Here is a 26,133-nt window from a genome sequence, read left to right as displayed (position 1 = left end):
CCCGGCTTTAGGGGCTACCGTGACGGTTTGACCACCAGGGCCGAACCGCCGCCGCGCCGGACGGGCTCGGCCGCGGCAACCGTCCGGCCATCCGGTAGGAACTCGATAGCGGTGGCGGCACCGATCTCGGCCGCGGATGTACCGGGCTGCCCGGCGGCGGCGTAGGTGTGGCCGTATTGCGACTTTAGGGCCTGCCCGTAGGGCGCATCAATGAAGGCCTGTTCTGCGGTGACGTTGGCGGTGTTCCGCTGGGTGGCGCGCGGGGCAGCCAGCGCGTCCTGGATATTCATTCCCAGGTCAATCCGGTTGATCAGCGTCTGCAGGACGGTGGTGATGATGGTTGAACCACCCGGGGAACCCAGTGCCAGGAACGGCTCGCCGTCCTTGAGCACGATGGTGGGCGACATCGACGAACGCGGCCGCTTGCCGGGCTCAATCCGGTTGGGGTCCGTTGGGTTGTACACGGGCGAGAAGTCTGTCAGCTCGTTGTTCAGGATAAATCCGCGCCCCGGAACGGTGATGCCGGAGCCGCCCGTCTGCTCAATGGTGAGGGTGTACTCCACCACGTTGCCCCACTTATCGGACACGGTGAGGTTGGTGGTGTTGATGTTCTCGGTGTCCGAAGCATCACTGAGCGCTGCAGGCTTCACCGGGCAGACGCCGTCGTAATTCGTGACGTCCCCTGCCGGCACTGGCTTGGTTGCCGCCTGCAGTGGATTGATTTCGCAGGCCCGCTCCTTGCCGAAGACCGGGTCGAGGAGTGCCTTGGTGGGGACCCTCACGAAAGCGGGGTCGCCCACATATTTGCCGCGGTCGGCGAAAGCGAGGGCCGTGGCCTCGAGGTAGTGGTGCAGCACCTTGGACTTGTCGGCTTTGAGCGCGGGCAGATCGAACGTCTCAAGGATGTTCAGCGCCTCGCCCACAGTCGTGCCGCCGCTGCTCGAGGGTGCCATGCCGTAAACGTCGTAGCCGCGGTAGTTCACGTGGGTCGGGTCCTGGTCCAGGACCTCATAGTCATCCAGGTCCTCCTCCGTCATGACCCCCGCCGGTCCCGGAACCGGGACGTTCGGATCTGTAGAAGACGGCGCCTTCCGCACCGTGGTTGCGATCTCTTTTGCCAGCCCTTCGTCGTAAAACTCGTCCATGCCCTCCCGGGCCAGGAGCCGGTACGTTTCAGCCAGGTCCTTATTCTTGAAGACCGAGCCCACGGCAGGTGCATCGTTGCCCGGACCGGGCAGGAAGAGCTGCCGGGTTGCCTCGAAGGGCAGGAACCGCTCCCTGTTCTCGAGCGTCTGCAAACGGAACGTCTCATCCACCACGAAGCCTTTTTCGGCTACCTCGATCGCCGGCTCCAGCACTTTCGCCAGGTCCTTCTTGCCCCAGCGTTCCAAGGCTCTTTCCCATGTGGCGGGAGTGCCGGGCACACCTACCGACATGCCGCTGGTTGCCTGCTTCTTGAATTCATAGGCTTCGTTGGTACCGGGCTTGATGAAGGCGTCCCTTGGCATCGCAGCAGGTGCGGTCTCGCGGCCGTCAAGCGTGTAGACCTTTTCCCGCTTCGCGTCGTAGTACACGAAGTACCCGCCGCCGCCAATGCCGGCACTGTACGGTTCGGTGACGCCAAGGGTGGCTGCAGCCGCCACAGCGGCATCAACAGCGTTGCCGCCCCTGCGGAGGATTTCGATGGCGGCGGCGGAGGCGTCCAGGTCCACAGTGCTGACGGCACCGCCGTAACCCGTTGCCGTCGGGGTCTTCTCGAGGTTGTCCGCCCAGTGTTTCTGGTGGGCGGAGGCCGGGCTCATGAGTGCCCCGGTGGTCACGCTCATCGCCAGCGCAGCCGTCATGGCTCCTAGCCGGCGTCCCAGGTGTGGCATGGTTGCTCCTGAATGGGGTGCGGGTGAGGTGGATGTCACGCTACTCCTCGGGGAGGGGACACTCAACGCCTCCTGCTACCTAACCGGCCCGTCCAAGCGGAGGTCACGCAACGGCCCCGCAACCTGCCTCGCAGCGCCCATCGCTTATGCTCGCAGTGCAGTTCAAGGACGAACCACCTCGGGAGGAACAGCATGACCAACTGGCGGATCAGGGATTTCCACTCGGCGGACCTGGACGGGATCCTGCACCTGTGGGAGACCCTCAAGGCGAATAACGTGGAACCGGTCTACGCCCTGTCCGAGGTGCTCGCCTCATGCGAGAAGGACCATGCCGTGGTGGCTGTGCAGGGCGAGCAGGTGGTGGGCGCCGCCGTCGGACGCGCGGCCCATGACCAGGGTTGGATCGTCTTCCTGGCCACCCTCCCCGAATACCGCGGCCGCGGGATCGGCACCTCACTGCTCGCCGCCGTCGAAAACCGGATGGCCCCGCACGGCCTCAACAAGCTCTCAGCGCTCATGCCGGAATCGGAAACCCGCGTCGAGGCGTTCCTGGGCCGCGGCTTCGCCCTGAAGAAGAACCTGCGCTACTTTGAACGAACCATCCCCGTCCAGCGGCAGGAACTCGGCGCGCTCGGCCAGCTGGGCGGCCGCGTCCTGGCCCGCGATCTTTGGGAAAACGTCGCCGGCATGCGCCGCGAAAAGGAACTGCTGGAACGCCGCCTGGTGCTCCCCCTCGCCGAGGGCGACCTCGCCGACGAGTTCGGCGTGGTGCCGCCGCGTGCCGTCGTCCTCTTCGGCCCGCCCGGCACCGGCAAAACCACCTTCGCCAAAGCCATCGCCTCCCGCCTGGAATGGCCCTTCGTGGAAGTCTTCCCGTCCCGCCTCGCCGCCGACCCCCAGGGTTTGGCCGGCGCGCTGCGCGAAACCTTCCTGGAAATTTCCGAGCTGGAGCACGCCGTGGTGTTCATCGACGAGGTGGAGGAGATTGCCTCCCAGCGGGCCGGGGACCCGCCGTCCCCGCTGCAGGGCGTCACCAACGAACTCCTCAAGATCATCCCCGCGTTCCGCGAACAGCCCGGCCGGCTGCTCGTGTGCGCCACCAACTTCATCCGCGCCCTGGACTCGGCATTCCTGCGGCACGGCCGGTTCGACTACGTCATCCCTATCGGCCTGCCGGACCGGCAGGCCCGCGAGGCGATGTGGCAGCGCTTCATCCCGGCGCCGGTGGTGGATGACGTTGACGTGGAGCTCCTCGTGGAACGCACCGAGGGCTTCTCCCCTGCCGATATCGAATACGCCGCCCGCAGCGCCTCCCAGCGGGCACTGGAGAAGGCAGTGTACGACGACGGCGGGCTGGCCTCCGGAGCGCGGCCTTCTGTACGGGAGGCGGTCCGGAAGGGCCCGTCCACCCAGGACTACCTGGACGCCATCGCCGAAACACGGACCACCGTCAGCGCCGAAGTGCACCAGGAGTTCCTCGAGGACATCGATGCACTGGGACGCGTATAAACAGGGCCGCGCATGGGCGGCCTGATCCGCAGGAGAAGCACCGGACTGCCTCGCCGCTGGAACTCTTTTTCGACCTGACCTTCGTCATTGCCTTTGGCGTGGCCGGCAGCCAGTTTGCCCACGAGATCACCGATACCCACCTGGTGCCAGGGCTGCTGGGCTTCGCGTTTGTTATGTTTGCCGCGATCTGGGCCTAAATCAACTTCACCTGGTTCGCCGGCGCCTATGACACGGACGACTGGGTGATCGTGGCCGGCTACGTACTGATGTGGCTGGCCCTGGTGACGCAGTGGATCAGGGCCTCACGGCAGGACCCCGCCCGGCGGGACACCTGCCTGCGGTATGGCGAGGTACCGGCAATGGTGCAGCTGGGCTGGATCGCCGAGCGCTACGGACTGCTGGCCATCATCGCCCGGGGTGAGTGCCTGATCGGCGCCATCGGGACCCTCCGGGCAATCGTTGCCAACCACGGCTGGAGCGTCGACGCGGCCCTGGTTGGCTTCGACGGAACGGCTCTGGCGTTCGGGATGTGGTGGGTGTACTTCAAAGGCAGGGGCAGCGAACGCCTGCACACCGCCTTGCGGAAGCTGGCGGCGGAAGGGGCTCCGCACCCAACCTAGTCGCCCTCAGGCTGCCCACACCCATGGTTTCTTCGGCAGCCGGGCAGGATCAAAGGAGGCAAGGGCCTGCTCAAGGGTTCCGGGCGCCAGCCCGAGTGACATCAGGAGCCGGTTCCGCACGTCCTGCACGGACACCCCCGTTTCCGCCAAGTCGGCCAGCGTGACGGCGCCGTCGCGCTTCGCCAGCCGCGCGCCGTCGTCATTGACCACGAGCGGAACGTGCGCGTATTCCGGGAGAGGGATATTCAAAAGCGACGCAAGGTAAGCCTGCCGCGGCGTGGACGGCAGGAGATCATCACCACGGACCACCTGGTCAATCCCCTGGGCCGCATCGTCGACCACCACCGCAAGGTTGTAGGCGGTGACACCGTCGTTGCGGCGGAGCACGAAGTCGTCAACCACGCCCGTATATGCTCCGTGCAGCACATCCCGGACGGTGTACTCCTGGACGCCTGCCCGCAACCGGACGGCCGCCGGCCGGGTGGACCGCTTGAATTCCAGCTCGGCAGCATCGAGGTTCCGGCAGGTCCCTGGATACGCACCCTGCGGAGCATGCGGTGCGGACGGCGCCTCCTGGATCTCCCGTCGCGTGCAGTAGCACTCGTACGTCAGGCCTGCCCGCTGCAGGCGCCCGATGGCGTCCTCGTAGAGCCTGCCGCGGGCAGTCTGCCGCACCGCATCCCCGTCCCAAGTCACGCCGATGGCCGCCAGATCCCGCAGCTGCAAGGCTTCCGCACCCGCCCGTGCCCGGTCCAGGTCCTCCACCCGGAGCAGGAACCGGCGCCCGCTGGACTTGGCAAACAGCCACGCCAGGATGGCGGTCCGCAGGTTGCCGACATGGAGCTCGCCGGAAGGGCTGGGGGCGAAGCGGCCGGCGGAAGTCATGGCTCTAGCCTAAGCGGAACAGCACAAGAGCCCCTCAGCTACCGATGGTCCGGAAATCCGGTGATCGGTGGCTCAGGGGCTCTTGCCGTGAAGGATGCGGAATGACAATGCGTGAACAAGAGTCAATCAGCGGCAACCTCCTTGCGGGAGGCGGTCTGCAGCGCCCGGGTGGTGTGCCGGTAAGCCAATAGCCGGTGGACTTTGGCGGTAGCCTTTGCCCTGTTGCCAACATTTCAGCAGCCGCCCTACAGTTGGTGCAACCGCCGCGGCTTCAACTGGTCAAAATGACTAATGCGTTGCGGGCGGAAAGGGAGGAACTGATCACTTTGCTGGAACTGGACACAACGGACAAGCGGATCCTCCGGGCACTGGACGAAGATCCCCGGGTGCCTATCATGGTGCTGGCCCAGCGGCTCGGCCTGGCCCGCGGCACCGTCCAGTCCCGGCTGGAACGGATGGCGTCCTCCGGCGCCCTCCGCGCCAACAGCAGCCGCGTGCTGCCGGCGGCGCTGGGACGCGGTGTAGCGGCTTCTGTGAGCGCCGAGCTTGACCAGAGCCACCTCAACGACGCCATCGCGGCCTTGCGGGAAATCCCTGAGGTCCTGGAGTGCCATGCGCCGGCGGGCGATACCGACCTGCTGATCCGGGTGGTGGCCACCAGTCCCGACGATCTCTACCGGGTTTCGGAGGAGATCAGGTTGTGCCCCGGCATCGTCCGCACCTCAACCAGCATGTTCCTCCGGGAGGTCATTCCCTACCGCACCACCGGGCTGCTTGCGGACTGACGGAAGGCCGCCATCCCCGCCAACTACACCGGCGGTCCGGCATTGGCCTTCAGGTTCTTCATCACCAGCGTGGAGGTCAGGCGTTCCACGCCGGGCAGGGACGTCAGCTCTGAGTCGTAAAACCGCTGGTAGGACGGCAGGTCCTCCGCGATGACCTTCAACAGGTAGTCCGGCGAACCGAACAGCCGCTGCGCCTCCACGATGTTTGGGTGGTCCGACACCCGGTTCTCGAAGATCTCCATAGTGGGCCGGTCAACCTGGCGAAGCGTGACGAAGACGATCGCTTCGAAGCCGAGACCCACGGCGGCCGGGTCGACGTCCGCCCTGTAACCGCGGATCACCCCTGACTTTTCCAGGTCACGCAAGCGGCGGTGGCACGGCGCCACTGTCAATCCCACCTTCCCGGCGAGCGCCGTGGCAGTGATTCTGCCGTCTTCTTTGAGCAGGCGCAAAATACTTCTGTCAATCGCATCAATCACGCAAGAATGCTACTGCTCCTGCTGCGTGGCGGGCGAAAATCGGACAGCACTTCCGGGCGCAAAATCCCTAGGCTTCCTCACGTTACATCCAATGACTGGAGGATTCGTGGATCCGGAGCTGTTCCTGGCTTTCATACTGGTGGCCGCCGCCCTGGCCTGCACGCCCGGAGTGGACTGGGCCTATTCCATTACGGCCGGCCTGCGGCAGCGCAGCTTTGTACCGGCGGTGGCCGGGCTATGCGGCGGCTATGTACTGCACACCGCCCTGCTGGTAGCCGGGCTCGCTGCCGTACTCGCCGGGATGCCCGGGGTCCTGGGCCCGATAACCCTTGCCGGCGCTGGCTACCTGATGTGGCTGGGCATCAGCACCCTCCGCTCGTGGAGCGGCGCTTCCTTTAGTGCGGCAGCCGCCGTCGGACATCCTTCCGCCAGCCAGCTGCGCACCTTCCTGCAAGGCATGGGTACCAGCGGCATCAACCCCAAGGGACTCCTGTTCTACGTGGCGCTGATCCCTCAGTTCGTGAGCGCCGATGCGCCCCTGCCCGTGCCGGTACAGTCGGGACTGCTCGGGTTGACGTTCGTGGCCCTGGCGGGCCTGGTATATACGGCGGTGGCGCTGCTCTCGCGCACCCTGCTGCAGCGCCGGCCAGGGGCTGCCCGTGCCGTCACGCTGGCGAGCGGCGTCGTTATGGTGCTGCTGGGCGTTGTGCTGCTCGGCGAACAGCTGCTGCCGCTGCTGGCACCAACCCGCTAGTCGTCACTGAGCTTCTTCCAGTCCTGTTCCCAGATCCGGCGCATCTCCTCGTCCTTGCGGATCGGGATGGGCGCGGCGATCTCGCGCTGGGGCTCGGGATCCGGCCGGCGCCTTCCCCAGTCACGCGGGTTCAGTGACCGCCGGCTGGATTCAAGCAGCAGCAGCGCCCGGTCAGTCAAGGCATCGTTCCGCAGCGCCAGGTGCGTCTTGCGGCGGCGCAACACCTCGCCGATGGCCTGGTGCGCGGCCTCGTACCGCCCTTCACGCCGAAGGGCACGCGCCCTGACCAGCAGCAGCGCCGCGGACAGATCGTCCGCGTTCAGGAGGCCGTCGGTCCAATCGATCACGGTCCGGCTGCGGCCCAGCGTCAAGGCAAGCGAGCATCGTGCCAGCGCCATGGGAAGCGACGGCGGCAATCCGGTCAGCGCGTCCAGCGCAGCTTCTGTCCGGCCGGTTTCGCGCAGGGCATGGGACAGTGCCAGGAATACCGATTCCTCGCTGAAGAGGACCGGCACCTCAACCCGTTCGGCGACTTCGATCCGGGTGACAACTCTGGTGAGGTACGTGGACGAGTAGCGGTTCGCGTCGTCCCCGTTGCGGGTGGTCAGGCCGCGCTGCAGGAGTTCCGAGGCGCGCAGGTAGCCGCCATGCTGGTATGAGAGCAGTCCCGCCATCAGGTAGCAGAGCCCCGCCCAGCCGGGGTGGGCACGGGCCAGGGTGATCAGCCGGTCAGGTTCCCGGCTGCTGAAGACAGCTTCGTGGACGGCCCTGGCAGGCTTGGGCAGGAGGAGTTTCAGGCGCGGGACGTCGCCGTCGATGGCCAGCAGCGCGGGGTTCCGTCCGCCCAGGACGCCGTAGAGCAGGCCGCCTACTCCGCCGGCGAGGTCATGAACCGGCGTGCGGACCAGCGGGTGGCCGAAGGGAGTGAGGTCCCGGCTGTCCCAGTAGATCGGTGCAGTGTCCCCGGCGGTCATCTTTCCATGCTAACCGGGACGCCCGGGCTGGCTGACCCCTTGTCCGATCAGCTGTTTTCAGCAAAAGTGGTAAGCACCCTTAGTAGTTCAGCTCTGACTTGCTGGGTAAACTTCCCGGCGGCCTTGGCGACAAACTCGGAGGTCTTGGCCTTTAGCGGTTATTCCCGCTCCATGAACCATTCGGTGAAAGAGTTGGCGCGGCCGGAGGAATCGAAGCGCACCACCCACAGATTGTCGTAGGTGGGCTGGTCGTTGGCATAGGTGGTGAGGCCCTGCACAAAGGCGGTATCGCCGTCGGCCCCCAGCAGCTTCCAGCTGAAGGTCCAGTCGGCGGGTTCGTCGCGGGCCGCGAGCCAGCCTTCGACGATGCCGTCCTGGCCCAGCCAGGCGTTGGGATCGCCGGGGCGTGTTTCATACCGCGCGTCGGGCGTGAAGAGGGCCCGGATGTCCTCCGGCCGGTTGCTGCTCCACGCGGCCTGGTAGTTCTCCATCCAGGCCGCAATGTGTTCCCGTGCTGTCTCAGGCTCAGTCATGCCCCTTGTTCTACGCCCGGGTTCCGCCGTGGTGCAACCGGTTCAGCCGCTGATGGCCGCGATCCACACGCCGATGACCCAGGTGCTGGCGGCAAGGCAGGCGAGCCCGAATTCGGCGAGCATGCCCAGCCCGGTGGCCTTGAGCGCCGCCCAGCTGGAGGTGGCGGCCCTGCCGATGGTGCGGGTCCGGAGGAACTCGCTGAGCAGCAGGCCGGCCGCGAACCCGACGAAGAGTCCCACCACCGGGATGAGAAACATGCCCACCACGCCGGCCACGAGGGCGGCCGCAATGCTGCGGCTGGGAATGGCGTGCTGCTTCAGCTTCCTGCCGGTCAGGACCGCGCTGGCGGCCATCCCCGCGGCCACGAACAGCATGGCCACCGCAAAAACCACCCAGCCCGCCGCCCCGGCACCGCCCCAGATGGCCCAGGCCAGGAGGCTGGCACCGATCAGGATGCTGCCGGGCAGGACGGGGATAACGGTGCCGGCCACCCCTACCGCTATCGCCAGGCCGCACAGGATGGTCACCACGGTCTCGGAAGTCATGGACTCCAGTGTATTTCCTGCTTAACCCCCGACGGCGGCGCTTTCCTTGCGCAAGGAGGCGCCGCCGTCCTTGTTGTCCCGGGCGGAAGGGGACTTACTTCGCCTCCGCTGCCGCGGCGACCGCGGCGGTGACTGCCGGGGCAACCCGCGGATCCAGCGGGCTGGGGACGATGTAGTCCGCGGACAGGTCCTCGGACGCGAGTTCGGCGATGGCCCGCGCCGCGGCGAGCTTCATGGCGGGGGTGATGCGGCGGGCACCGGCATCCAGTGCACCGCGGAAGATGCCGGGGAAGGCCAGCACGTTGTTGATCTGGTTGGGGAAGTCGCTGCGGCCGGTGGCAACAACGGCAGCGTACTTCACGGCCACCTCGGGCAGCACCTCGGGGTCCGGGTTGGAGAGGGCGAACACGATGGCATCCTGGTTCATCAGGGCCAGGTGCGCCTCCTCCAGCTTGGAGGATGAAACACCGATGAAGACGTCGGCGCCCGCCAGGGCCTCGGCCGGTCCGCCGGTCACGCGGCGGGGGTTGCTGCGTCCGGCGATATCCGCCTTCTTGCTGGTGCTGTCACCGGCCAGGTCGGCGCGGGTGCTGTTGATGACGCCCTTCGAGTCGAGCAGGACCACGTCGCTGGTGCCTGCGGCAAGCAGGATTTCGGCGACGGCGATGCCGGCAGCGCCCGCACCGGAAACCACCACGCGCAGGCTGTCCAAGGCGCGTCCAGTGACCTTGGCGGCGTTGGTGAGGGCGGCGAGGGCCACGACGGCGGTGCCGTGCTGGTCATCGTGCATCACCGGGCAGTCCAGGGCCTCAATGAGCTTTTCCTCAAGTTCGAAGCAGCGCGGCGCGGCGATGTCCTCGAGGTTGACGGCGCCGAAGCTGGGGCGCAGCCGGACGAGGGTTTCCACGATCTCGTCAACGTCGCTGGTGTTGAGGACCAGGGGAATGGAGTCGAGGTCGCCGAAGGTCTTGAAGAGGGCGGACTTGCCTTCCATCACGGGCAGCGAGGCGCTGGCGCCGATGTTCCCCAGGCCCAGGACGGCGGTGCCGTCGCTGACCACGACCACCAGGCGCTCGGCCCAGGTCAGGGTGCGCGCCAGTTCGGGCTGCTTGTGGATGGCACGGCTGACCTCGGCCACACCGGGGGTGTAGGCAATGGACAGGTCCCGCTTGTTGGACAGCGGCGCCGTGGTGGTGACGGAGAGCTTGCCACCCTGGTGCGCGCCGAAGATCTCTTCCTCGGTCAGGGCGGTGGCTGCGGAATCGTCAACTGCGGTGATTGCGTCAATGGACACGTCGTTGTCTCCTGGTTCTCGCCGTGCACGCACGGCACCGTGACCCCGGTCCGGCGGACCCGGGGTGATAAAAAAATGCTGCGAACAGGAAACCCAGGGGTGGCGGGTCCGCAGGAGCGTCGGGGATGTTTCCACCCTGCTGCTCCGGTTGACATGGTAGGCAGCCCGCAAAGGGACGCAAGCACGGTTTGACACGGCAAGTTCGCGCTAAAACGCTTTTGCCCGTGCTTTTGTGACTTACGCCACTGGATAAAGGCGTATTTATTAGCTTAGTGGTCTAGGCCAATTACGCAGTCTGGTGCAGTGTGAAGCGAGACTCAGCTCCAGGTGAAAGCCTGGCGCAGGCCTTTTTGAGGTCTTCCTCAGCCTCGAAGAGGGACAGCCGCCGGTTGCGGACGGACTGGACCAGACCAGTGACTGTCAGCAGCAGAACCCGTGCCGCCACCTCGTCATTGGCGGCTGCCCCCACCACCTTCTCGCCGACGGCGTCAATTTCGCGCAGCAGGGCAGTGGTGTCGCGGTCTGGCAGGTACACGCCGCGGCTGAGGCACTGCTCCACGGCCGGCTGCATGACCCGCATGTGGAAGATCTCCATAACCAACCCGGCAAGGGCACGGCCGCGGAACCGGGTGGAGGCGTTGCGGGCACCGGCCTGCAGCTCGTCGAGCTGGTGGCGGTAGAGGGCAAGCATCAGGTGCGTGGGCGATGGAAAGTACCGGTAGAGCGTGCCCAGCGGGACATCGGCTTTGGCTGCTACTTCGGCCAGTTCCACGGAGTCCAGCCCGTTGCGCGCAAAGGAGGCGGCGGATTCCAAAATGCGGGTATAGCGGAGCCGCTGGCGTGGAGCGGACGGCCTGGCGGCCATGGGCGGATGGTCTGAAATGGTCTCGGGCATCAGCATTCCGGGTTGTGATCCTGTGTGTCGGCAGCCGGGAGCGCCCCCATCCCGACTCCGCCTGCAGTCCGGTTCAACTATACGGCACGGCAGTGTGACGAGATTCGTCAGCGGCCTTACTTTTCCTGTCAGGGCGGGTCAGTCCACGCCCCTGATCATCACCACAAAAACGGCTCCCAGCATCCCGATGACAGCGGCGAGGAGGAACAGGACATCGTAGCCTCCCCATTCGGTCACGGCCAGCAGGGCCAACCCGGGTGCCACCACCTGCGGGAGGGAGTTGGCCACGTTGATCACACCCATGTCCTTGCCCCGGCTGACGGCGAACGGCAGAACCTGGGTCAGCAAGGCGAAGTCCACAGCCAGGTAGGCGCCAAAGCCGATGCCCAGGACGGCGGCCCCGGCCAGCGCTCCCGGCCAGACAGGGAAGAACGCCATGATGAGGCCTGCCATGGCTATGGTGGCGGAGGACCCGATGACAAAGGGCTTTCTCCGGCCCACCCTGTCGCTCCAGGGCCCCGCCAGGACGGCAGTGACCATCACCATGACGGCGTAGATGCCGGTAAGGACCAGCACGCCGGCGGCCGGATCCCCGTGGCCGATGATGTCGCGCAGGAAAAACAGCAGATAAACGATGGTCAGCTGGTTGCCGACGTTTACCAGGAACCGGGTCAACCACGCCCACGCGAAGTCCGGATACTTCACAGGGCTGATGTAGAAGCCGGAGAGAAAGGACCGCAGCCGAAACGCCGGTAGCTCCGACGTTGGCAGGGCAGGATCGTTCCGGTGGAACAGGTACGGCAGGACGGACAGCAGCAGCGCCGCCGCGCACAGCCAGTAGCCCACCATGAAGTTGCCGGACACGACAGCGCCGAAAACCGCCCCGGTAAGGATCCCCAGGGTCTGGCCCATGGCAGCCAGTCCGCCTACTCCGCCGCGCTGGGCAACCGGGACACGGTCCGGCACAGCCGCAGTAATGGCCGCATAGGCGGCGTTGGCGCCCAGTTGGACCAGGCACCAGAAGAGCACCATCAGCGCAACGGCTCCCGACACGGACATCGCCAGCAGGGCGGCGGTTGCCAGGACCGCCCCTGCGAGTACCCAGGGGGCGCGGCGCCCGAAGCGGGAGGTGGTCCGGTCCGAGAGCGCGCCGAAGAACGGATTGGCCACCAGGGAGACTGCCGCGCCGCAGGCTGTGACGAGCGAAAGGATGGCTTCCTTGCTGGGCGCATCGATGCTGATGGCCTGCTGGCCGATGAAGACGTTGATGGGGCCGAAGAACGCAGCGTTGATGCCGACGTTGACCAGGACCAGCCCGGTCACCCAGCGTGCGGTGACCTTTTCCGTGGGCTCGGCGAGCGCCGCCGACGACTGCGGAAGGTCCGACGGGACAGGCGTGTTCGGCAAAGTCATGGCTGTTCCCCCTGGACGTCGTGATTCGGAATTCAGACTATCGTGGGCAGCATCACCCCGGGATTCACACCCGAGGCCGGGCCGCAAAGAGCAGGAGAAGCCATTGGCAGCAGCAGAAGACCAGTCCCTGACCGCCATCAACACCGCCGACCTCTACGATGAGCGCGGCGACGAACTGGCCTCTGTTTCGTTGCAGTTCCAGTCCCTGGGCGGCCGCTCCCACTTCTCCGGGAAGGTGCGGACCATCCACTGCTTCCAGGACAACGCCCTCGTGAAGTCCGTCCTGGCCACGCCGGGCAACGGCAGCGTCCTGGTGGTGGACGGCGGCGGCTCACTCGGCACCGCCCTGATGGGGGACATGATCGCCGAAAGCGCCGTGGCGAACGGCTGGGCCGGCGTCGTCATCCATGGCGCCATCCGGGACCGGGAGGCTCTCGCACTCCTTGACCTGGGCGTGAAGGCCCTCGGCAGCAACCCGAAGAAGAGCGCCAAGGCCGGCGCCGGCGAAACGGACGTGGACGTGGTGATCGACGGCGTGACCTTCCGTACCGGGGCGATGGTCTGGTGCGATCCGGACGGCATCCTCGTGGAGCGGTAGGCACCACGACGACGGCGGCGCGGCCCGCCGTCGTCGTCCTTCCTTTGGCGGGGACACGCCCAAGTGGATCGCGGCGCCGTGGCATGGAACACTGTTAGGCGCGAGTGCGCCGGCCCCTCTGGCCGGTACCGCAGCCGACGACGTCCGCACCGCTTCCACCAAACCCCAAACCCAGGGAGAACCATGCCCACCGCACAGGAGCAGACGACAAGCCGGATACCGCAGCGGGTGATCTGGCTCGCCCTCGCGGGGGCGGTGGGCGGATTCCTCTTCGGCTTCGACTCGTCCGTGGTGAACGGCGCCGTGGACGCCATGAAGGACGAATTCGCGCTGTCGGAAGCAGTGACAGGCTTTGCCGTGGCCATTGCGCTGCTCGGCTGCGCTGCAGGTGCCTACCTCGCAGGGAAGGTGGCCGACCGTTACGGCCGGATCCCGGCGATGAAAATCGGCGCGCTGCTGTTCCTGGTCAGCGCCCTCGGCACCGGTTTCGCCTTCAGCGTGTGGGACCTGATCTTCTGGCGACTCGTGGGTGGGCTGGGTATCGGCCTCGCCTCCGTCATCGCCCCGGCGTACATTTCGGAAATTTCGCCGCGCAAGGTCCGTGGCCGCCTGGCTTCGTTGCAGCAGCTGGCGATCACCACCGGCATCTTCGCTGCGCTCCTGTCCGACGCGCTCCTGGCCACCAGCGCCGGCGGCGCGGACCAGGCCTTCTGGCTGGGGATTGAGGCCTGGCGGTGGATGTTCCTGGCCGCCGCCGTGCCCGCAGTAGTGTACGGCTGGGTGGCCTTCACGCTGCCCGAATCCCCGCGGTTCCTGGTGTTCCTGGGCAAGGAGGACGAGGCGCGGAAAGTCTTTGATTCGATCGCCCCGGCCGAGGACACGGACCGGCACATCCGTGAAATCCGGGAAGCCATCGAGGAGGACCGGCTGGCCGGCCAGAAGGGCTCGTTGCGCGGAAAGACCCTTGGCCTGCAGGCGGTGGTCTGGGTGGGCATCGTCCTGTCCGTGCTCCAGCAGTTCGTGGGCATCAACGTGATCTTCTACTACTCCACCACCCTGTGGAAGGCCGTGGGTTTCCAGGAGAAGGACTCCCTCACCATCTCGGTGGCAACGTCCGTTACGAACATCCTGGTGACCCTGGTTGCGATCGCGCTGGTGGACAGGATCGGGCGCCGGCCCATCCTGCTGGCCGGGTCCGTGGGCATGGCCGTGTCCCTGGGCGCCATGGCGCTGGCCTTTGCGTCGGCGACGGGCAGCGGCGAGGACATCACCCTTCCGGGTTTTTGGGGCCCGCTGGCACTGGTGGCCGCGAACGTGTTCGTGGTCAGCTTCGGCGCCTCCTGGGGCCCGCTGGTGTGGGTGCTCCTCGGTGAGATCTTCCCGTCCCGGATCCGCGCCCGGGCCCTTGGCCTTGCCGCGGCGGCGCAGTGGGTGGCCAACTTCGCCATCACCCTGAGCTTCCCTGTAATGGCCGCCAGTTCCCTGCCGCTGACTTACGCCATGTACGCGCTGTTCGCCGCGGCCTCCTTCTTCTTTGTGATGTACAAGGTGCCCGAAACCAACGGGATGTCCCTGGAGCAGGCCGAGACACTGTTCGTAGCCAAGGGGTCCGCCAAGGTCTAGGACCTTCTCTCACCCCCTGCACCTTTTGAGGCAACGCCCATTACCTTTTTCAGGGGCAGGACAGTTCGGGAACGTCGTCCGTAACGTGTTTGTCCTTGGCGGCGTTGGTGGACTGCACCAGCTCGTTGTCCAGCAGCGGGTTGGCTGCCGAGGCGTCCCCGCCGGTCGCAACGTCGCGGTTGATGACGTACAGGATGTCGTGGTTGACCTGCTTGATGTATTCAAAGGAGACGGCCTCGCCGTGGCTTCCCTCTGTCTTGACGTCGGCAGCGGTGGGTACGCCCAGGACGCCCGAAGCGGGAGAGATCACACAGGACGACGCCGGCACTTGCGGAAGTGCCGGCGCCGTCCTGTTATGTGCAGTACGTCGTGTTCGTCGCGGATGGTCCGGGTCAGGCGGGCGTGCGCGCCACCTCCGCCTGCCGCTCCTCCACCAGGGTGGCGACGGCGTTGAACAACGGGTGCTCCGGCTCAAGGCCCGTGATCCTCGCCGTGGCATCCGCAGGGCTCTGGGAAGCGAGGATGCCTGCCAGTTCCGTCGCTTCGGCGTCCGCGGAATCGTTGAAGCGCAGGGCCGCGGTGATGGCACCCAGCAGGGCCTCAGGCACCACTCCGCGCTCGGCGAGTTCAGCGGCCGGCCCGATGAACCGTTCGTGCCGTCCCAGCTTGCGCAGCGGGGCCCGGCCTACCCGGGCGACGGTGTCCTGCAGGTGCGGGTTGGAGAACCGGGCCAGGATCTTCTGGACGTAGGCCTCCTGCTCGTCGTTGCTGAACCCGTGCTTGGACACCAGGAGCTGCTTGGTTTCCTCCAGCACGGCCCGTACATCCTCGGCCACGTCCTGGTCCGCCATGGCCTCGGAGATCTTCTCCATGCCCGCTTCGAACCCGAAGTAGGCAGCCGAGGCGTGTCCGGTGTTCACGGTGAAGAGCTTCCGCTCGATGTACGGCGAGAGGTCATCCACGAAGGTGGCACCGGGGATGGCGGGGGCGGAGCCTGCAAAGGCGGTCCGGTCGATGACCCACTCGTAGAACGTCTCCACGGTGACGTCCAGCCCCTGGCCGGGCTCCTGGTTGGGGACGATCCGGTCCACCGCGGTGTTCGCGAAAACCGCCCGCCCCTCCAGGGCTCCGTTGGCGCCCTCCGGACGGGAGGCCACCTCCCGGGCCAGGATGTCCGTGGCGTTAATGGCGTTCTCGCAGGCCATGACCTGCAGCGGCGCCATCCCGTCCTCCCGCGCCGCAATGCCCCGGGCGATGACCGGAGCCACGAACTTCAGGACATGCGGGCCCACCGCGGTGGTGACAATGTCCGCCGTCGCGATTTCCGATACCAGCTCCGCCTCCTGCGTGTTGGAGTTCAGGGCACGGAAGTTGGTGACCGGCCGCACCGTGGCCTCCTCCCCCACTTCGTGGACCCGGTAGCTGTCCGCTTCCGCCAGCTGGGCGATCAGCGCATCCGCAACGTCCGCGAACACCACCTCGTAGCCGGCGTCGTGCAGGAGCAGCCCCACAAAGCCGCGGCCTATGTTCCCGGCACCAAAATGTACTGCCTTCACTATGCGTTGACCTTTCCGAAGAGCTCCAGGACTTCGTCCACCGATGTTGCGGCCTCCAGGCGGGCCACCTGCTGCTTGTCCGTGAAGACCTTCGCGATGGAGGACAGGATGTGCAGGTGCTCGTTGTTGACGCCCGCGACGCCCACCACGAACTTGACCTGCTTGCCGTTCCAGTCGATGCCCTGCGGGTAGCGGATCACGGAGACCGCCGACTTCCGGATGTGGTCCTTGGCGGCATTGGTGCCGTGCGGGATGGCCAGGTAGCTGCCCATGTAGGTGGATACGGATGCCTCGCGCTCGTGCATGGCCGCGATGTAGCCCTCATCCACTGCGCCGCGGGCCAACAGGAGCCGGCCGGCTTCGTCGATGGCGGCGTCGCGCGTGGTGGCCGAGCCGTCCAGGATAACGCTCTCGCGCGCCAGGACCTCGGTGCCGCCGGTTGCGGTGCCCGTGGTTCCAACCTCCGGTGCTGCATCCACCGGAGCGTCGGCAGCATGGGCGCCGCGGGTGGCTGTGGCCGTTCCCGCTGCGGCACCGGCGGCGCCTGCTGCGGTCCCTGCGCCTGCTCCGGAAGCCCCGCCCGGGGTTCCCTCCCCGGGATCGGTGCCGGGAACGGTGCCGCCCCCGGTGTTGCTTTCGCGGACCAGCTCCACGATCTCGTCATAGCGCGGGCTGTTCATGAAGTTGTCTACGGAGTAGTGGACGGCGCTGGAGGTGACCGGCTTGGCGCGCTCGGTCAGGTCCTGGTGGGTGACCACAACGTCGTAGGTGTCGCTGAGGTTGGCGATGGACGCGTTGGTGACCTTCACGTCCGGGAACCCGGCCGCCTTGATCTTGTTCCGCAGCACGGAAGCGCCCATGGCGCTGGAGCCCATGCCGGCGTCGCACGCGAACACGACGTTCTTGACCGGTCCTGTCAGCACACCCACGCCGCCGCCGGCGGCAGCACCCGCGCCGGCGCCGGTCAGGGTGGAGGCAACGGAGCTCTTCTTGCCCTTCATCTGCTCCATCCGCGACGTGGCGTCGTTGAGGTCCACCTCATCGCTGTGCTTGGTGGTCTTCATGATTACGGAGGCCACCAGGAAGGACACCGTTGCCGCCAGCAGGACGGCGAGGATCACGCCGATGTAGCTGTCGCGGGACGTCTGGGCCAGCACGGCGAAGATGGAACCGGGGGCGGCCGGAGCGACCAGGCCCGAGTTGGTGATGGCAAGCGTGGCGATACCGGTCATGCCGCCGGCGATGGCAGCCAGGATCAGCAGCGGGCGCATCAGCACGTACGGGAAGTAGATCTCGTGGATACCGCCCAGGAAGTGGATAATTGCCGCGCCCGGAGCCGAGGCCTTGGCAACCCCGCGGCCAAAGAACATATAGGCCAGCAGGATGCCCAGGCCGGGACCGGGGTTGGCCTCAAGCAGGAACAGGATGGACTTGCCTTGCTCCAGGGACTGCTGGACGCCCAGCGGGGTCAGGACGCCGTGGTTGATGGCGTTGTTCAGGAACAGGACCTTTGCCGGCTCAATGAAGATGCTGGTCAGCGGCAGCAGGCCGTTGTCCACGAGGAACTGCACCACGTTCCCCGCGCCCGTGCTGAAGGCCTGGACCGCCGGTGCGATCCCGTAGAAACCGAGGATTGCCAGCAGGGCACCCCAGATGCCGGCGGAGAAGTTGTTGACCAGCATCTCGAAGCCGGGGCGGATCTTGCCGTCCCAGATGGAGTCGATCTTCTTCATGGTCCAGCCGCCCAGCGGGCCCATGATCATGGCGCCGATGAACATCGGGATGCCGGCGCCTACAATCACGCCCATGGTGCCGATGGCACCCACAACGCCGCCACGGACGTCATAGACCATCTTGCCGCCGGTGTACCCGATCAGCAGTGGCAGCAGGTAGGTGATCATCGGCCCCACGAGGCCGGTGTTCGGCACACCATCCGTCTCGCCGAAGCCGCCAAGCTGCGGAACCGGCAGCCAGCCCTTCTCGATGAAGAGTGCCGTAATCAGACCCCAGGCGATGAAGGCACCGATGTTGGGCATGATCATTCCGGACAGGAACGTCCCGAACTTCTGGACGTGTACCCGAGCGCTGGTACGGGGCTTTGCAACTGTTTCTGTTGCCATGTGATTTCCTAACCGTCTGTCCTGCTGCTCCGCAGGATGGTCCGATGATGACGAGCGACGTACTGCTGGTGGAACGGGTGCTGCGTTGTGGCCTAGGCCGGGCTGGTGGAGATCCGGTGCAGCCATTCGAGGAAGAGTTTGAGTTCCGAGCTGGAGAGCTGGTCTGAGTGCGAGGCCTGAAGTGCGGCATTCAGGGCAATCGCTGCCACCACCACCGAGGACTTTCCGGTGCCGCCCGGGGCCGCGCCGCCGGAGGGCTCGGCTGACACCGCAAAGATCATGGCGTCCCGGGTCATGGTGGACAGTTCGAGGTTCCGCTCGGAGGCGGGGTCCGCAATAAGCATCAGCGTCACACCCACGTTCGCCGCCAGGATGGACCTGGCTGCTTCCCGGGGGTGGACGTTTAGCTGCCCCGCCGCCGCTGCCTTGTTCAGCATCTCCTCCATCAGCGCCTCGGCATCGGCCACGATGGCCGGGCGGCTTTCCGGACGGATATTACCGAACATCACCAGGTACAGTTCGGGCTGGTTGAGCCCGAACTGTACATGGTTGTCCCACATTCTCCGGATGTCCTCAAGCGGATGCCCGGAGGGGGCGAAATCCCTTTCGCCCGCGACATATTCCTCAAATCCCGCGGCCACAACGGCGTCGAACAAGCCTTCCTTGTCACCGAAGTGGTGGTACAGGGTGGGAGCCGAAACCCCGGCCAGCTGCGTGATCTGGCGGGTGGAGACGGGAGCTCCCGCTGAGTTTGCCAGCAATTCCGCCGCTGCACGCAGCAGCCGCATTTTGGGGGGAAGCTGGCCATCCAAACTCATAACCGCTACCCTAGCACCTATAGCAATGCTATATGAACTGAATCACATACAATTTTTTCAGGCACGTTTCCCGCCCTGGACGTAGCAGTCCTCCGGCGGCCCGGCACGGCGCCGGAGAACCTGGCGGGCCTGGCTACCGGAAGAGAATGAGGACCTTCAGTGCAGAACTTCCCAGGAGTAGGCGTCAGTCCAGGCCGCGTCATAGGAACCATCCGCCAGATGCCCAAACCGATCAGCGAACCTCCCGCCGGCGAACAGCTGGCGCCGGACACCACCGCAGAGGAAGCCACCGCCGCACTGAAGGCAGCAGCAACCGCTGTCCATGACGAATTGAAGGCCCGTGCCGAGACGGCAAGCGGCGACGGCAAGGCCGTCCTGGAAGCCACCGCACTGATGGCCAAGGACACCATGCTCCTCAAAAGCGCCGGCAAACTGATCGGCCGCGGCACGTCCCCGCAACGTGCCATCTGGGAGGCCGGGGCGTCCGTTTCTGAAATGCTGCATAACCTCGGCGGCTACATGGCCGAGCGCGCCACCGACGTCCTGGACGTCCGCGCCCGCATCGTGGCCGAGCTCCGCGGTGTTCCCGCCCCCGGCATCCCGTCCGCCGGCACCCCCTTCATCCTGGTGGCCGAGGACCTCGCCCCGGCCGACACCGCCACCCTGGACCCGGACAAGGTCCTGGCCCTGGTCACCTCGGGCGGCGGACCCCAGTCGCACACAGCCATCATCGCCCGCTCCCTTGGCCTGCCCGCCGTCGTGGCCGCCGCAGGCGTGGACGAGCTGCCGGACGGCGCCGAAGTGTATGTGGACGGCGCCGCGGGCATCATCAGCATCGATCCCGACGAGTCCCAGCGCGCCGCTGCCCTGGCCTGGGCCAGCAACGCCTCGCTGCTGGCCACATTTGACGGCAACGGCACGACGGCGGACGGCCACCTGGTGCCGCTGCTCGCCAACGTGGGCGGCGCCAAGGACGCCGCCGCGGCCGCGGGCCTGAACGCCCAGGGCGTCGGGCTGTTCCGCACCGAGTTCTGCTTCCTTGAGCGGGATACCGAACCCACCGTGGAGGAACAGGCCGCAGCGTACAAGGGCGTGTTCGACGCCTTCCCCGGAAAGAAGGTGGTCCTGCGCACCCTGGATGCCGGCGCGGACAAGCCGCTGCCGTTCCTTACCGACGCCACCGAACCCAACCCCGCCCTCGGCGTCCGCGGTTACCGCACCGACTTCACAACGCCCGGGGTGCTGGAACGCCAGCTGCAGGCCATCGCCCTGGCCGAGAAGGATTCCGAGGCGGACGTCTGGGTCATGGCGCCCATGATTTCCACCGCGGAGGAAGCAGCGCACTTCGCTTCAATGTGCGCCAACGCCGGCATCAGGAACCCGGGCGTGATGGTGGAGGTCCCCTCCGCCGCCCTGACCGCGGAAGCGATCCTGCGGGAAGTTGGCTTCGCCAGCCTGGGCACCAATGACCTCACCCAGTACGCCATGGCCGCGGACCGCCAGCTCGGCCCGCTCGCCAACCTGAACACACCCTGGCAGCCGGCCGTCCTGCGCCTGGTGGGGCTCACGGTGGAGGGGTCCCGGGCGGAGGGCAACAACAAGCCCGTGGGCGTCTGCGGCGAGGCGGCCGCGGACCCGGCCCTCGCCGTCGTCCTTACCGGGCTGGGCGTGAACACCCTGTCCATGACCGCCCGTTCGCTCGCCGCGGTGGCCGCCGTCCTGAAGACGGTCACCCTGTCCGAGGCGCAGGAGCTGGCCAAGCTGGCCCTGTCCGCCCCAAGCGCCACCGAGGCGCGCGCGTGGGTGCGGGAAAAGCTTCCGGTCCTGGAAGAATTAGGGCTCTGACCCTAGGGTGCGGGCCTTAGGCGGTGATGTCGAAGCCTTTGACCGCACCGACCCATCCGCTGATGGTTTCCGCGGCGGTGTCCGGCGCGGTGTGCTGGAAGACGTGACCCTGTCCAAGGATTTCCGCCATGGTGCCGTGCTGGGCTGCGTCCGCCAGCGCTTCACACCAGGGCCGCTGCGCGATGGGGTCCTTGGTGCCGCGGAGCACCAGCACCGGCTGGGGAACCGCCGCTACCTTGTCCCGCAGGGGGTACTCCATCATCACAGGCAGTTCCGTCAGGTACCAGCGGAGCCCGGCCCGGAAATAGTCGCTGAATACGATGGCGTTGCAGGGCAGGGATTCGCTGAACATGGCGTCGCGGGTGAGCGCCAGGGCCTGCCGTGCCACGGACTTCCTGCCGTCGTCCACTACGGGACCCATCAGGACTGTGCCCGCCACCAGTTCCGGCTCCTGCAGCGCCAGTTCCACCGCGAACTGGGTACCCATGGAATGGCCCACCGCGATGACGTTCCGGACCCCGGCCTCTGCGAGGACGCCCTTGACGAAGGAGGCGTAATCCGCCACCTGCAACTGCCGCCCCGGGCGGGAGGATTTCCCGAATCCGGGCAGGTCCAGGGTGTAAACGTCTGCGATCCGGGCAAGCTCCTCATGCAGCCTGGCGAGGTAGCGGTGGGAGACGCCGATGCCGTGCAGCAGAACGTAGGCCGGCCGTCCCGCTGCACCCTCCGCCGGCAGGGCTGAGGCATACAGTTTCCCCTGCAAACCGCCGTACTCCACGTCCTGTCCGCCATTCAATGCCATCAGGCGAGCATACCGTCCGGTGCTGCCAGGCACCGGTAGGCTGAAGCCATGGCACTGATTGCTCCCCGGATGACGGGCGCGCTCCCGCCCGAGGACGCCGCAAGCCTGCAGCGGGCACTCGCCGGCAGCGAGGACGTCACCGTCTTCGTCGACGGCACAGTCCACCGGCTGCCTCCCCTGGCCCGGGACGCCGTCGTCGACCTCCTGGCGCGGTTCAGCCGCGGCGAGGCTGTGACCGTGAGCAGCGTGGAGGAAATGCTCACCACCTCCAAGGCGGCGGAACTGGCCGGGATTTCCCACACCTACCTGCGCAACATGACGGACCGGGGCGAGATCCCGGTGGAATACCGCGGCACGCACCGGCGCATCCCGTTGGCCGCGATCATGGCCTGGCTGGAAAAACAGAAGGCCGAACAGCAGAAGCTGGAGCAGCAGAAAAAGGAAGCCCGAAAGAAGGGCGGCTCCGCGGAAGACCCGGACCCGGAAGGCTAGATCCGGGGTCTTCCCGCCCACCGCCGCATCTTCAGGGCGGCATGCAGCTCCAGCCTCGGCATGCCCTTCAAGGGGTCAACCCCGAGCAGCTGGCGGATCCGGGCCAGCCGGTTGTAGATGCTGCTGCGGTGCAGGTGGAGCTTGGCGGCCACATCCTGGACGGAGCCGTCATTGTCGTAGAGGAGTTCCAGGACCGGGATGAGCTCACCGTTGCGGTCATGGTCCTCAAGCAAGCGGAAGTACACGGAGCCTGAGTCCGCCCACGCGCCCACCCCTCCGCCGGCCGAGGCAAGCAGCTGGTAGACGCCCGCGGACCGGCAGTCCACCAGCTCGCCCAGTTGTGGGTCCACGGCCGCAGCCTGCGCGGCCATCCGGGACTGCCGGTACGCCTCGGAGAGCTGGCGGGTGCGGCTGAATCCCTCACTGATTCCGAGGATGATCCGGTGCACGGGGCGGCCCGAGCGCTTGGCGAGCTCCAGCTGGTAGTGGACCAGGACCTGCGCGTGGTTTGCCCGGCCCGTCGATTCCTTGAACAGCACCACTGAGTGGGTCTCTGTGCCTGCGCTGAACAGCGCCGCGTCCATTCCCACCGTGGCCTGCAGCGCGGTGGAGCGGTGGATCAGGGTGGCCGCGATCGGGTCCGGGCCGCTGGACCAGCCGTCCGCGTCCAGGACCGTAACCATCTGCCAGGGCCCTTTTCCCTGCACTTCCTTCCACCCCGCGACGGCGGCCACCGCGTTCGGTTCCCCGGCGCACGCTGCCAGGAACTCCCGCTCCCGGCCCCGCCGGAATTCCGATTCTGCAGTGTTGGAATCGAGCAGCAGCCCGGACAGCATCTCCAACTCGTGATTGACCGCCGGCAGCTGGGTGAGGATCGCAGTCGGGCTTTCCTCGGCTGAGTCCTGCTGGACCCACAGGTACCCCACACGGAAACCACGCACCATCAGCGGAACGCAGACCCGGCCCAGCATGCCCAAATCCGGGTTGGCCGGAACCGCCACAGGGCGCACGGCTGTGGCAATGCCGTGCGAAAGCTGCCACGCGCTGACGTCCGCCGGCACCTTCTTGCTCAACAGGAAGTTCACCCGTACCCGGTCCGCGTGGGACTGGTTGGAGCTGTATGCGAGCAGCACGCCGTCGAGGTCCTCCAGCGAAAGCCCGCGGCCAAGCTTCAGCGCCACCTGCTCGACGAGCTGTTCCACACCCTGCTGCTGCATGGGGCAACATTACTGCCTGTGTATGGCCCGGACCGAACGGACACCAGGCGACACTTGACGCTTACAGGGTCGACAAACGTCGAAAAAGACCAAGCAAGATCCGCGGAATCATGCGGTTCTTGTGCGGCGGCTCCGCCTGCTCCGTGTCAGCTGGCTCACAACCGGACTTATCGTGGAAACACGCAATTCCTTCCCGACTTTCCGGTGCACAACCGCCGAGAACCTGGAGCCCACGATGATCATCGGTGTCCCCAAAGAAATCAAGAACAACGAATTCCGGGTGGCCATCACCGCCGCCGGCGTCCACGAGTTCCGCACCCACGGCCACACTGTGCTGGTGGAGCGCGGCGCAGGACTGGGTTCCGGCATCACCGATGAGGAATACTCGATTGCCGGCGCCGAGATCGTCAACGAGGCGGACGACGTCTGGGCCCGCGCCGACATGGTGATGAAGGTCAAGGAACCCATCAAGGCCGAATACCACCGCTTCCGCAAGGGCCTGATCCTCTTCACCTACCTGCACCTCGCAGCCGAACCCGAACTTACCCGGGAACTCATCAACTCCGGCGTCACCGCCATCGCCTACGAGACAGTCCAGGAGGGCCGCTCACTGCCGCTCCTCGCCCCGATGTCCGAGGTGGCCGGCCGGCTTTCCGTCCAGGTGGGCGCCTCTTCCCTCATGGCTCCCGCCGGCGGCAAGGGCATCCTGCTGGGCGGCGTACCCGGCGTCCGCCCGGCCAAGGTGGTTGTCCTCGGCGCGGGTGTTGCAGGCACCAATGCAGCGGCCATGGCCCTGGGCCTCGGCGCCGACGTCACCATCATGGACATCAACATCAACCGCCTGCGCGAACTGGACGCCCAGTACCAGGGCCGGCTCAAGACGGTGGCATCGAACTCCTACGAGATCGAAAAGTCCGTGGTGGACGCCGACCTGGTAATCGGCTCAGTCCTGATCCCCGGCGCCAAGGCTCCGAAGCTGGTCACCAACGACCTCGTGGCCCGGATGAAGCCCGGCTCGGTCCTGGTGGACATTGCCGTGGACCAGGGCGGCTGCTTCGAGGACACCCACCCCACCACGCATCAGGAACCCACCTACAAGGTGCACAACACCATCTTCTACTGCGTGGCCAACATGCCCGGTGCGGTGCCCAACACCTCCACCTACGCGCTGACCAACGTCACCCTGCGCTACGCTGTGGCACTGGCCAACTTCGGCGTGAAGGCCGCGTTCGACCGCGACCCGGCCCTCGCCGCCGGGCTCAACATCGCCGCCGGCCACGTGGCGCACCACTCCGTGTCAGAGGCGCACAACCTGCCCCTGGTGGCGGACTGGCACGAACTGGTTACGGCGTAGTCTTCCGGGCCACGTGCCGGGCCTCTTCGATCAGCCTGAGGCCCTCGACGGCATCTGCCGGGTCTACCGGGAGCGGCGCAGGCGACGAGGCGCCGCCGTCGAGAAGCTTTTCCGCCAGCAGCCGGTAAAACTCCGGATAAGCACCCCGCTCCGTGGGCAGGGCATCCAGGTGGCCGTCGCGGCCAAGGAGCCCTGCCCATTCCGGTGCCTCGACGCCGTACTCCTCGTCCAGGGGGCTGCCGCCGGCGACGATGTACGGCTCCTGGGGGTCCACGCCGTGTTTGGTGAACCCGCCCACGGACCCCAGCACCCGGAACCGCGGGGCCTGCTGCGCGCAGAGCATGTTCATGCTCAGGTGGCTCAGCACCCCGGAGTGGTGCCGCAGCACAAGGAAGACGTCGTCATCGGCCCGTTCATCGGAGCGGCGCGCCCGCAGCTCGGCGTGTGTCACGGTGGCGGGGCCAAACAGCTGGAGCGCCTGGTCGATCAGGTGGCTGCCAAGGTCAAAGAGGGCGCCCCCGCCGTCCGCTGCCGTGGCCCGCGCTTTCCAGGCCTTGGCGATGATGGGGGACCAGCGCTCGAACCGGGACTCGAACCGGGTCACCTTGCCCACGGCTTCCACCGCCAGCAGCTTGCGCAGGGTCAGGAAGTCCCCGTCCCACCTCCGGTTGTGGAACACCGTGAGGACGCGGCCGAGCCCGGTGGCCAGCGCAATCAGTTCCTCACCCTGCTCACTGGTGACGGTGAAGGGCTTGTCCACCACCACGTCCAGCCCGGCCTCAAGCGCCGCTTTGGCCAGGGGGTAGTGGGTGGCCGGCGGCGTCCCGAGCACCACAAGGTCCAGCTCGTCGGCGCGGTTCAATACCGCATCGCCGTCGGGGACTGTCCTGACCCCCGGGAAGCTGCCGCTGGCAGCTGCCTGCCGGCCGGCGTCGGACGTTGCAATGACGTCCAGGGAGTAGTTGCCGTCCGCGACGATCAGCGGGGCGTGGAAAACGCTCCCGGACAGCCCGTACCCGACGACAGCAGTACGGATGGCGGGTGCAGCATCAGTTCCGGTCATGGGACCTACGCTACTCCGGACGCGCTGACATAGCCTGCGGCTTCAACCCAAACGCTCTCCCACTTTCCACCGCTGCCGGCGGAA

The 26,133-nt window shown here is 66.7% G+C and carries 26 protein-coding genes; 10 read left to right on the top strand and 16 right to left on the bottom strand.

What is annotated here, in order from left to right:
* Positions 1 to 14: 14 nt before the first annotated feature.
* Complete coding sequence (gene ggt, locus FDW83_RS08520) at positions 15 to 1,874, bottom strand: gamma-glutamyltransferase (protein WP_138137427.1); 1,860 nt, start codon at positions 1,872 to 1,874, stop codon at positions 15 to 17.
* Between the two features lie 192 nt (positions 1,875 to 2,066).
* Here ggt and FDW83_RS08515 point away from each other — a divergent pair, with 192 nt between their 5' ends.
* The 3 genes from FDW83_RS08515 to FDW83_RS19440 are packed head-to-tail and all read left to right on the top strand — an operon-like array spanning position 2,067 to position 4,003.
* A complete protein-coding gene (locus FDW83_RS08515; protein ID WP_138137425.1) occupies positions 2,067 to 3,383 on the top strand; it encodes an ATP-binding protein in 1,317 nt (438 codons plus the stop codon).
* The gene (locus tag FDW83_RS19445; protein ID WP_370281177.1) at positions 3,380 to 3,580 is read left to right on the top strand and encodes a low temperature requirement protein A; all 201 of its coding nucleotides are present in this window, start codon (positions 3,380 to 3,382) and stop codon (positions 3,578 to 3,580) included. The genes FDW83_RS08515 and FDW83_RS19445 overlap by 4 nt, the downstream gene beginning before the upstream one ends.
* Before the next feature lie 51 nt (positions 3,581 to 3,631).
* Positions 3,632 to 4,003 carry a low temperature requirement protein A gene (locus FDW83_RS19440; RefSeq protein ID WP_240720902.1) on the top strand — a complete coding sequence of 124 codons (372 nt, stop codon included), beginning with the start codon at positions 3,632 to 3,634 and terminating at the stop codon, positions 4,001 to 4,003.
* 6 nt (positions 4,004 to 4,009) lie between these two features.
* Here the strand turns inward: FDW83_RS19440 and gluQRS are convergent, their stop codons facing one another.
* A complete protein-coding gene (gene gluQRS / locus FDW83_RS08505) occupies positions 4,010 to 4,888 on the bottom strand; it encodes a tRNA glutamyl-Q(34) synthetase GluQRS (RefSeq protein WP_138137423.1) in 879 nt (292 codons plus the stop codon).
* A gap of 284 nt (positions 4,889 to 5,172) precedes the next feature.
* Here gluQRS and FDW83_RS08500 point away from each other — a divergent pair, with 284 nt between their 5' ends.
* Positions 5,173 to 5,673 (top strand): Lrp/AsnC family transcriptional regulator, encoded by a 501-nt coding sequence (locus tag FDW83_RS08500; protein ID WP_171027493.1) that lies wholly within the window; start codon positions 5,173 to 5,175, stop codon positions 5,671 to 5,673.
* A gap of 23 nt (positions 5,674 to 5,696) precedes the next feature.
* Here the strand turns inward: FDW83_RS08500 and FDW83_RS08495 are convergent, their stop codons facing one another.
* On the bottom strand, positions 5,697 to 6,152 hold the full coding sequence (locus FDW83_RS08495; protein WP_138137421.1) for an Lrp/AsnC family transcriptional regulator: 456 nt from the start codon (positions 6,150 to 6,152) through the stop codon (positions 5,697 to 5,699).
* A gap of 106 nt (positions 6,153 to 6,258) precedes the next feature.
* On the opposite strand from FDW83_RS08495, the gene FDW83_RS08490 reads away from it, so the two are divergent.
* Complete coding sequence (locus tag FDW83_RS08490) at positions 6,259 to 6,906, top strand: LysE family translocator (RefSeq protein ID WP_138137524.1); 648 nt, start codon at positions 6,259 to 6,261, stop codon at positions 6,904 to 6,906.
* Here the strand turns inward: FDW83_RS08490 and FDW83_RS08485 are convergent.
* The 6 genes from FDW83_RS08485 to FDW83_RS08460 form a co-directional block, all read right to left on the bottom strand.
* Positions 6,903 to 7,880, bottom strand: a complete 978-nt coding sequence (locus FDW83_RS08485) for a hypothetical protein (RefSeq protein WP_138137419.1) — start codon at positions 7,878 to 7,880, stop codon at positions 6,903 to 6,905. The genes FDW83_RS08490 and FDW83_RS08485 overlap by 4 nt on opposite strands.
* A 158-nt stretch (positions 7,881 to 8,038) precedes the next feature.
* Positions 8,039 to 8,413: a nuclear transport factor 2 family protein gene (locus FDW83_RS08480; RefSeq protein ID WP_138137417.1), complete on the bottom strand. Its 375-nt coding sequence runs from the start codon at positions 8,411 to 8,413 to the stop codon at positions 8,039 to 8,041.
* Between the two features lie 42 nt (positions 8,414 to 8,455).
* The gene (locus tag FDW83_RS08475) at positions 8,456 to 8,959 is read right to left on the bottom strand and encodes a DUF456 domain-containing protein (protein WP_138137415.1); all 504 of its coding nucleotides are present in this window, start codon (positions 8,957 to 8,959) and stop codon (positions 8,456 to 8,458) included.
* A 94-nt stretch (positions 8,960 to 9,053) separates the two neighbouring features.
* Complete coding sequence (locus tag FDW83_RS08470) at positions 9,054 to 10,253, bottom strand: NADP-dependent malic enzyme (RefSeq protein WP_138137413.1); 1,200 nt, start codon at positions 10,251 to 10,253, stop codon at positions 9,054 to 9,056.
* A gap of 286 nt (positions 10,254 to 10,539) precedes the next feature.
* Complete coding sequence (locus FDW83_RS08465; RefSeq protein ID WP_138137411.1) at positions 10,540 to 11,148, bottom strand: TetR/AcrR family transcriptional regulator; 609 nt, start codon at positions 11,146 to 11,148, stop codon at positions 10,540 to 10,542.
* A gap of 138 nt (positions 11,149 to 11,286) precedes the next feature.
* Positions 11,287 to 12,561: an MFS transporter gene (locus FDW83_RS08460; protein ID WP_138137409.1), complete on the bottom strand. Its 1,275-nt coding sequence runs from the start codon at positions 12,559 to 12,561 to the stop codon at positions 11,287 to 11,289.
* 103 nt (positions 12,562 to 12,664) lie between these two features.
* On the opposite strand from FDW83_RS08460, the gene rraA reads away from it, so the two are divergent.
* The gene (gene rraA, locus FDW83_RS08455) at positions 12,665 to 13,159 is read left to right on the top strand and encodes a ribonuclease E activity regulator RraA (protein ID WP_138137407.1); all 495 of its coding nucleotides are present in this window, start codon (positions 12,665 to 12,667) and stop codon (positions 13,157 to 13,159) included.
* A gap of 183 nt (positions 13,160 to 13,342) precedes the next feature.
* The gene (locus FDW83_RS08450) at positions 13,343 to 14,782 is read left to right on the top strand and encodes a sugar porter family MFS transporter (RefSeq protein WP_138137405.1); all 1,440 of its coding nucleotides are present in this window, start codon (positions 13,343 to 13,345) and stop codon (positions 14,780 to 14,782) included.
* A 49-nt stretch (positions 14,783 to 14,831) separates the two neighbouring features.
* Here the strand turns inward: FDW83_RS08450 and FDW83_RS08445 are convergent, their stop codons facing one another.
* The 4 genes from FDW83_RS08445 to FDW83_RS08430 all read right to left on the bottom strand — a co-directional run bounded on the left by FDW83_RS08445 (position 14,832) and on the right by FDW83_RS08430 (position 19,276).
* Positions 14,832 to 15,092 carry a hypothetical protein gene (locus tag FDW83_RS08445; protein ID WP_240720901.1) on the bottom strand — a complete coding sequence of 87 codons (261 nt, stop codon included), beginning with the start codon at positions 15,090 to 15,092 and terminating at the stop codon, positions 14,832 to 14,834.
* A gap of 82 nt (positions 15,093 to 15,174) precedes the next feature.
* Positions 15,175 to 16,338 carry a mannitol-1-phosphate 5-dehydrogenase gene (locus FDW83_RS08440; protein ID WP_138137404.1) on the bottom strand — a complete coding sequence of 388 codons (1,164 nt, stop codon included), beginning with the start codon at positions 16,336 to 16,338 and terminating at the stop codon, positions 15,175 to 15,177.
* Positions 16,338 to 18,458, bottom strand: coding sequence for a PTS mannitol transporter subunit IICBA (locus tag FDW83_RS08435; protein ID WP_138137402.1), 2,121 nt, complete (start codon positions 18,456 to 18,458; stop codon positions 16,338 to 16,340). The genes FDW83_RS08440 and FDW83_RS08435 overlap by 1 nt, the downstream gene beginning before the upstream one ends.
* Positions 18,459 to 18,550: 92 nt before the next feature.
* Positions 18,551 to 19,276 carry a TetR/AcrR family transcriptional regulator gene (locus FDW83_RS08430; protein WP_138137400.1) on the bottom strand — a complete coding sequence of 242 codons (726 nt, stop codon included), beginning with the start codon at positions 19,274 to 19,276 and terminating at the stop codon, positions 18,551 to 18,553.
* Positions 19,277 to 19,435: 159 nt separating this feature from the next.
* Here FDW83_RS08430 and ptsP point away from each other — a divergent pair, with 159 nt between their 5' ends.
* Complete coding sequence (ptsP, locus tag FDW83_RS08425) at positions 19,436 to 21,121, top strand: phosphoenolpyruvate--protein phosphotransferase (RefSeq protein WP_138137398.1); 1,686 nt, start codon at positions 19,436 to 19,438, stop codon at positions 21,119 to 21,121.
* A gap of 16 nt (positions 21,122 to 21,137) precedes the next feature.
* Here ptsP and FDW83_RS08420 read toward each other — a convergent pair whose 3' ends face one another.
* Positions 21,138 to 21,923 (bottom strand): alpha/beta fold hydrolase, encoded by a 786-nt coding sequence (locus FDW83_RS08420; RefSeq protein ID WP_138137396.1) that lies wholly within the window; start codon positions 21,921 to 21,923, stop codon positions 21,138 to 21,140.
* A 48-nt stretch (positions 21,924 to 21,971) separates the two neighbouring features.
* Between FDW83_RS08420 and FDW83_RS08415 the strand changes: the two genes are divergently transcribed.
* Positions 21,972 to 22,415, top strand: a complete 444-nt coding sequence (locus FDW83_RS08415; protein ID WP_138137394.1) for a helix-turn-helix domain-containing protein — start codon at positions 21,972 to 21,974, stop codon at positions 22,413 to 22,415.
* Here the strand turns inward: FDW83_RS08415 and FDW83_RS08410 are convergent.
* Positions 22,412 to 23,632 (bottom strand): CdaR family transcriptional regulator, encoded by a 1,221-nt coding sequence (locus tag FDW83_RS08410; RefSeq protein ID WP_138137392.1) that lies wholly within the window; start codon positions 23,630 to 23,632, stop codon positions 22,412 to 22,414. The two genes, FDW83_RS08415 and FDW83_RS08410, sit on opposite strands and share 4 nt — an antisense overlap.
* 235 nt (positions 23,633 to 23,867) lie before the next feature.
* Here FDW83_RS08410 and ald point away from each other — a divergent pair, with 235 nt between their 5' ends.
* On the top strand, positions 23,868 to 24,986 hold the full coding sequence (gene ald / locus FDW83_RS08405) for an alanine dehydrogenase (RefSeq protein WP_138137522.1): 1,119 nt from the start codon (positions 23,868 to 23,870) through the stop codon (positions 24,984 to 24,986).
* Here the strand turns inward: ald and FDW83_RS08400 are convergent.
* Positions 24,976 to 26,049, bottom strand: a complete 1,074-nt coding sequence (locus FDW83_RS08400; protein WP_138137390.1) for a Gfo/Idh/MocA family oxidoreductase — start codon at positions 26,047 to 26,049, stop codon at positions 24,976 to 24,978. The genes ald and FDW83_RS08400 overlap by 11 nt on opposite strands.
* Positions 26,050 to 26,133: the final 84 nt, after the last annotated feature.

The sequence above is a fragment of the Pseudarthrobacter sp. NamE2 genome (assembly GCF_005796205.1).
Taxonomy (GTDB): domain Bacteria; phylum Actinomycetota; class Actinomycetes; order Actinomycetales; family Micrococcaceae; genus Arthrobacter.
The sequence above is the reverse complement of the archived record's forward strand: the minus strand, read 5'-3'. Positions and strand labels throughout refer to the sequence as shown.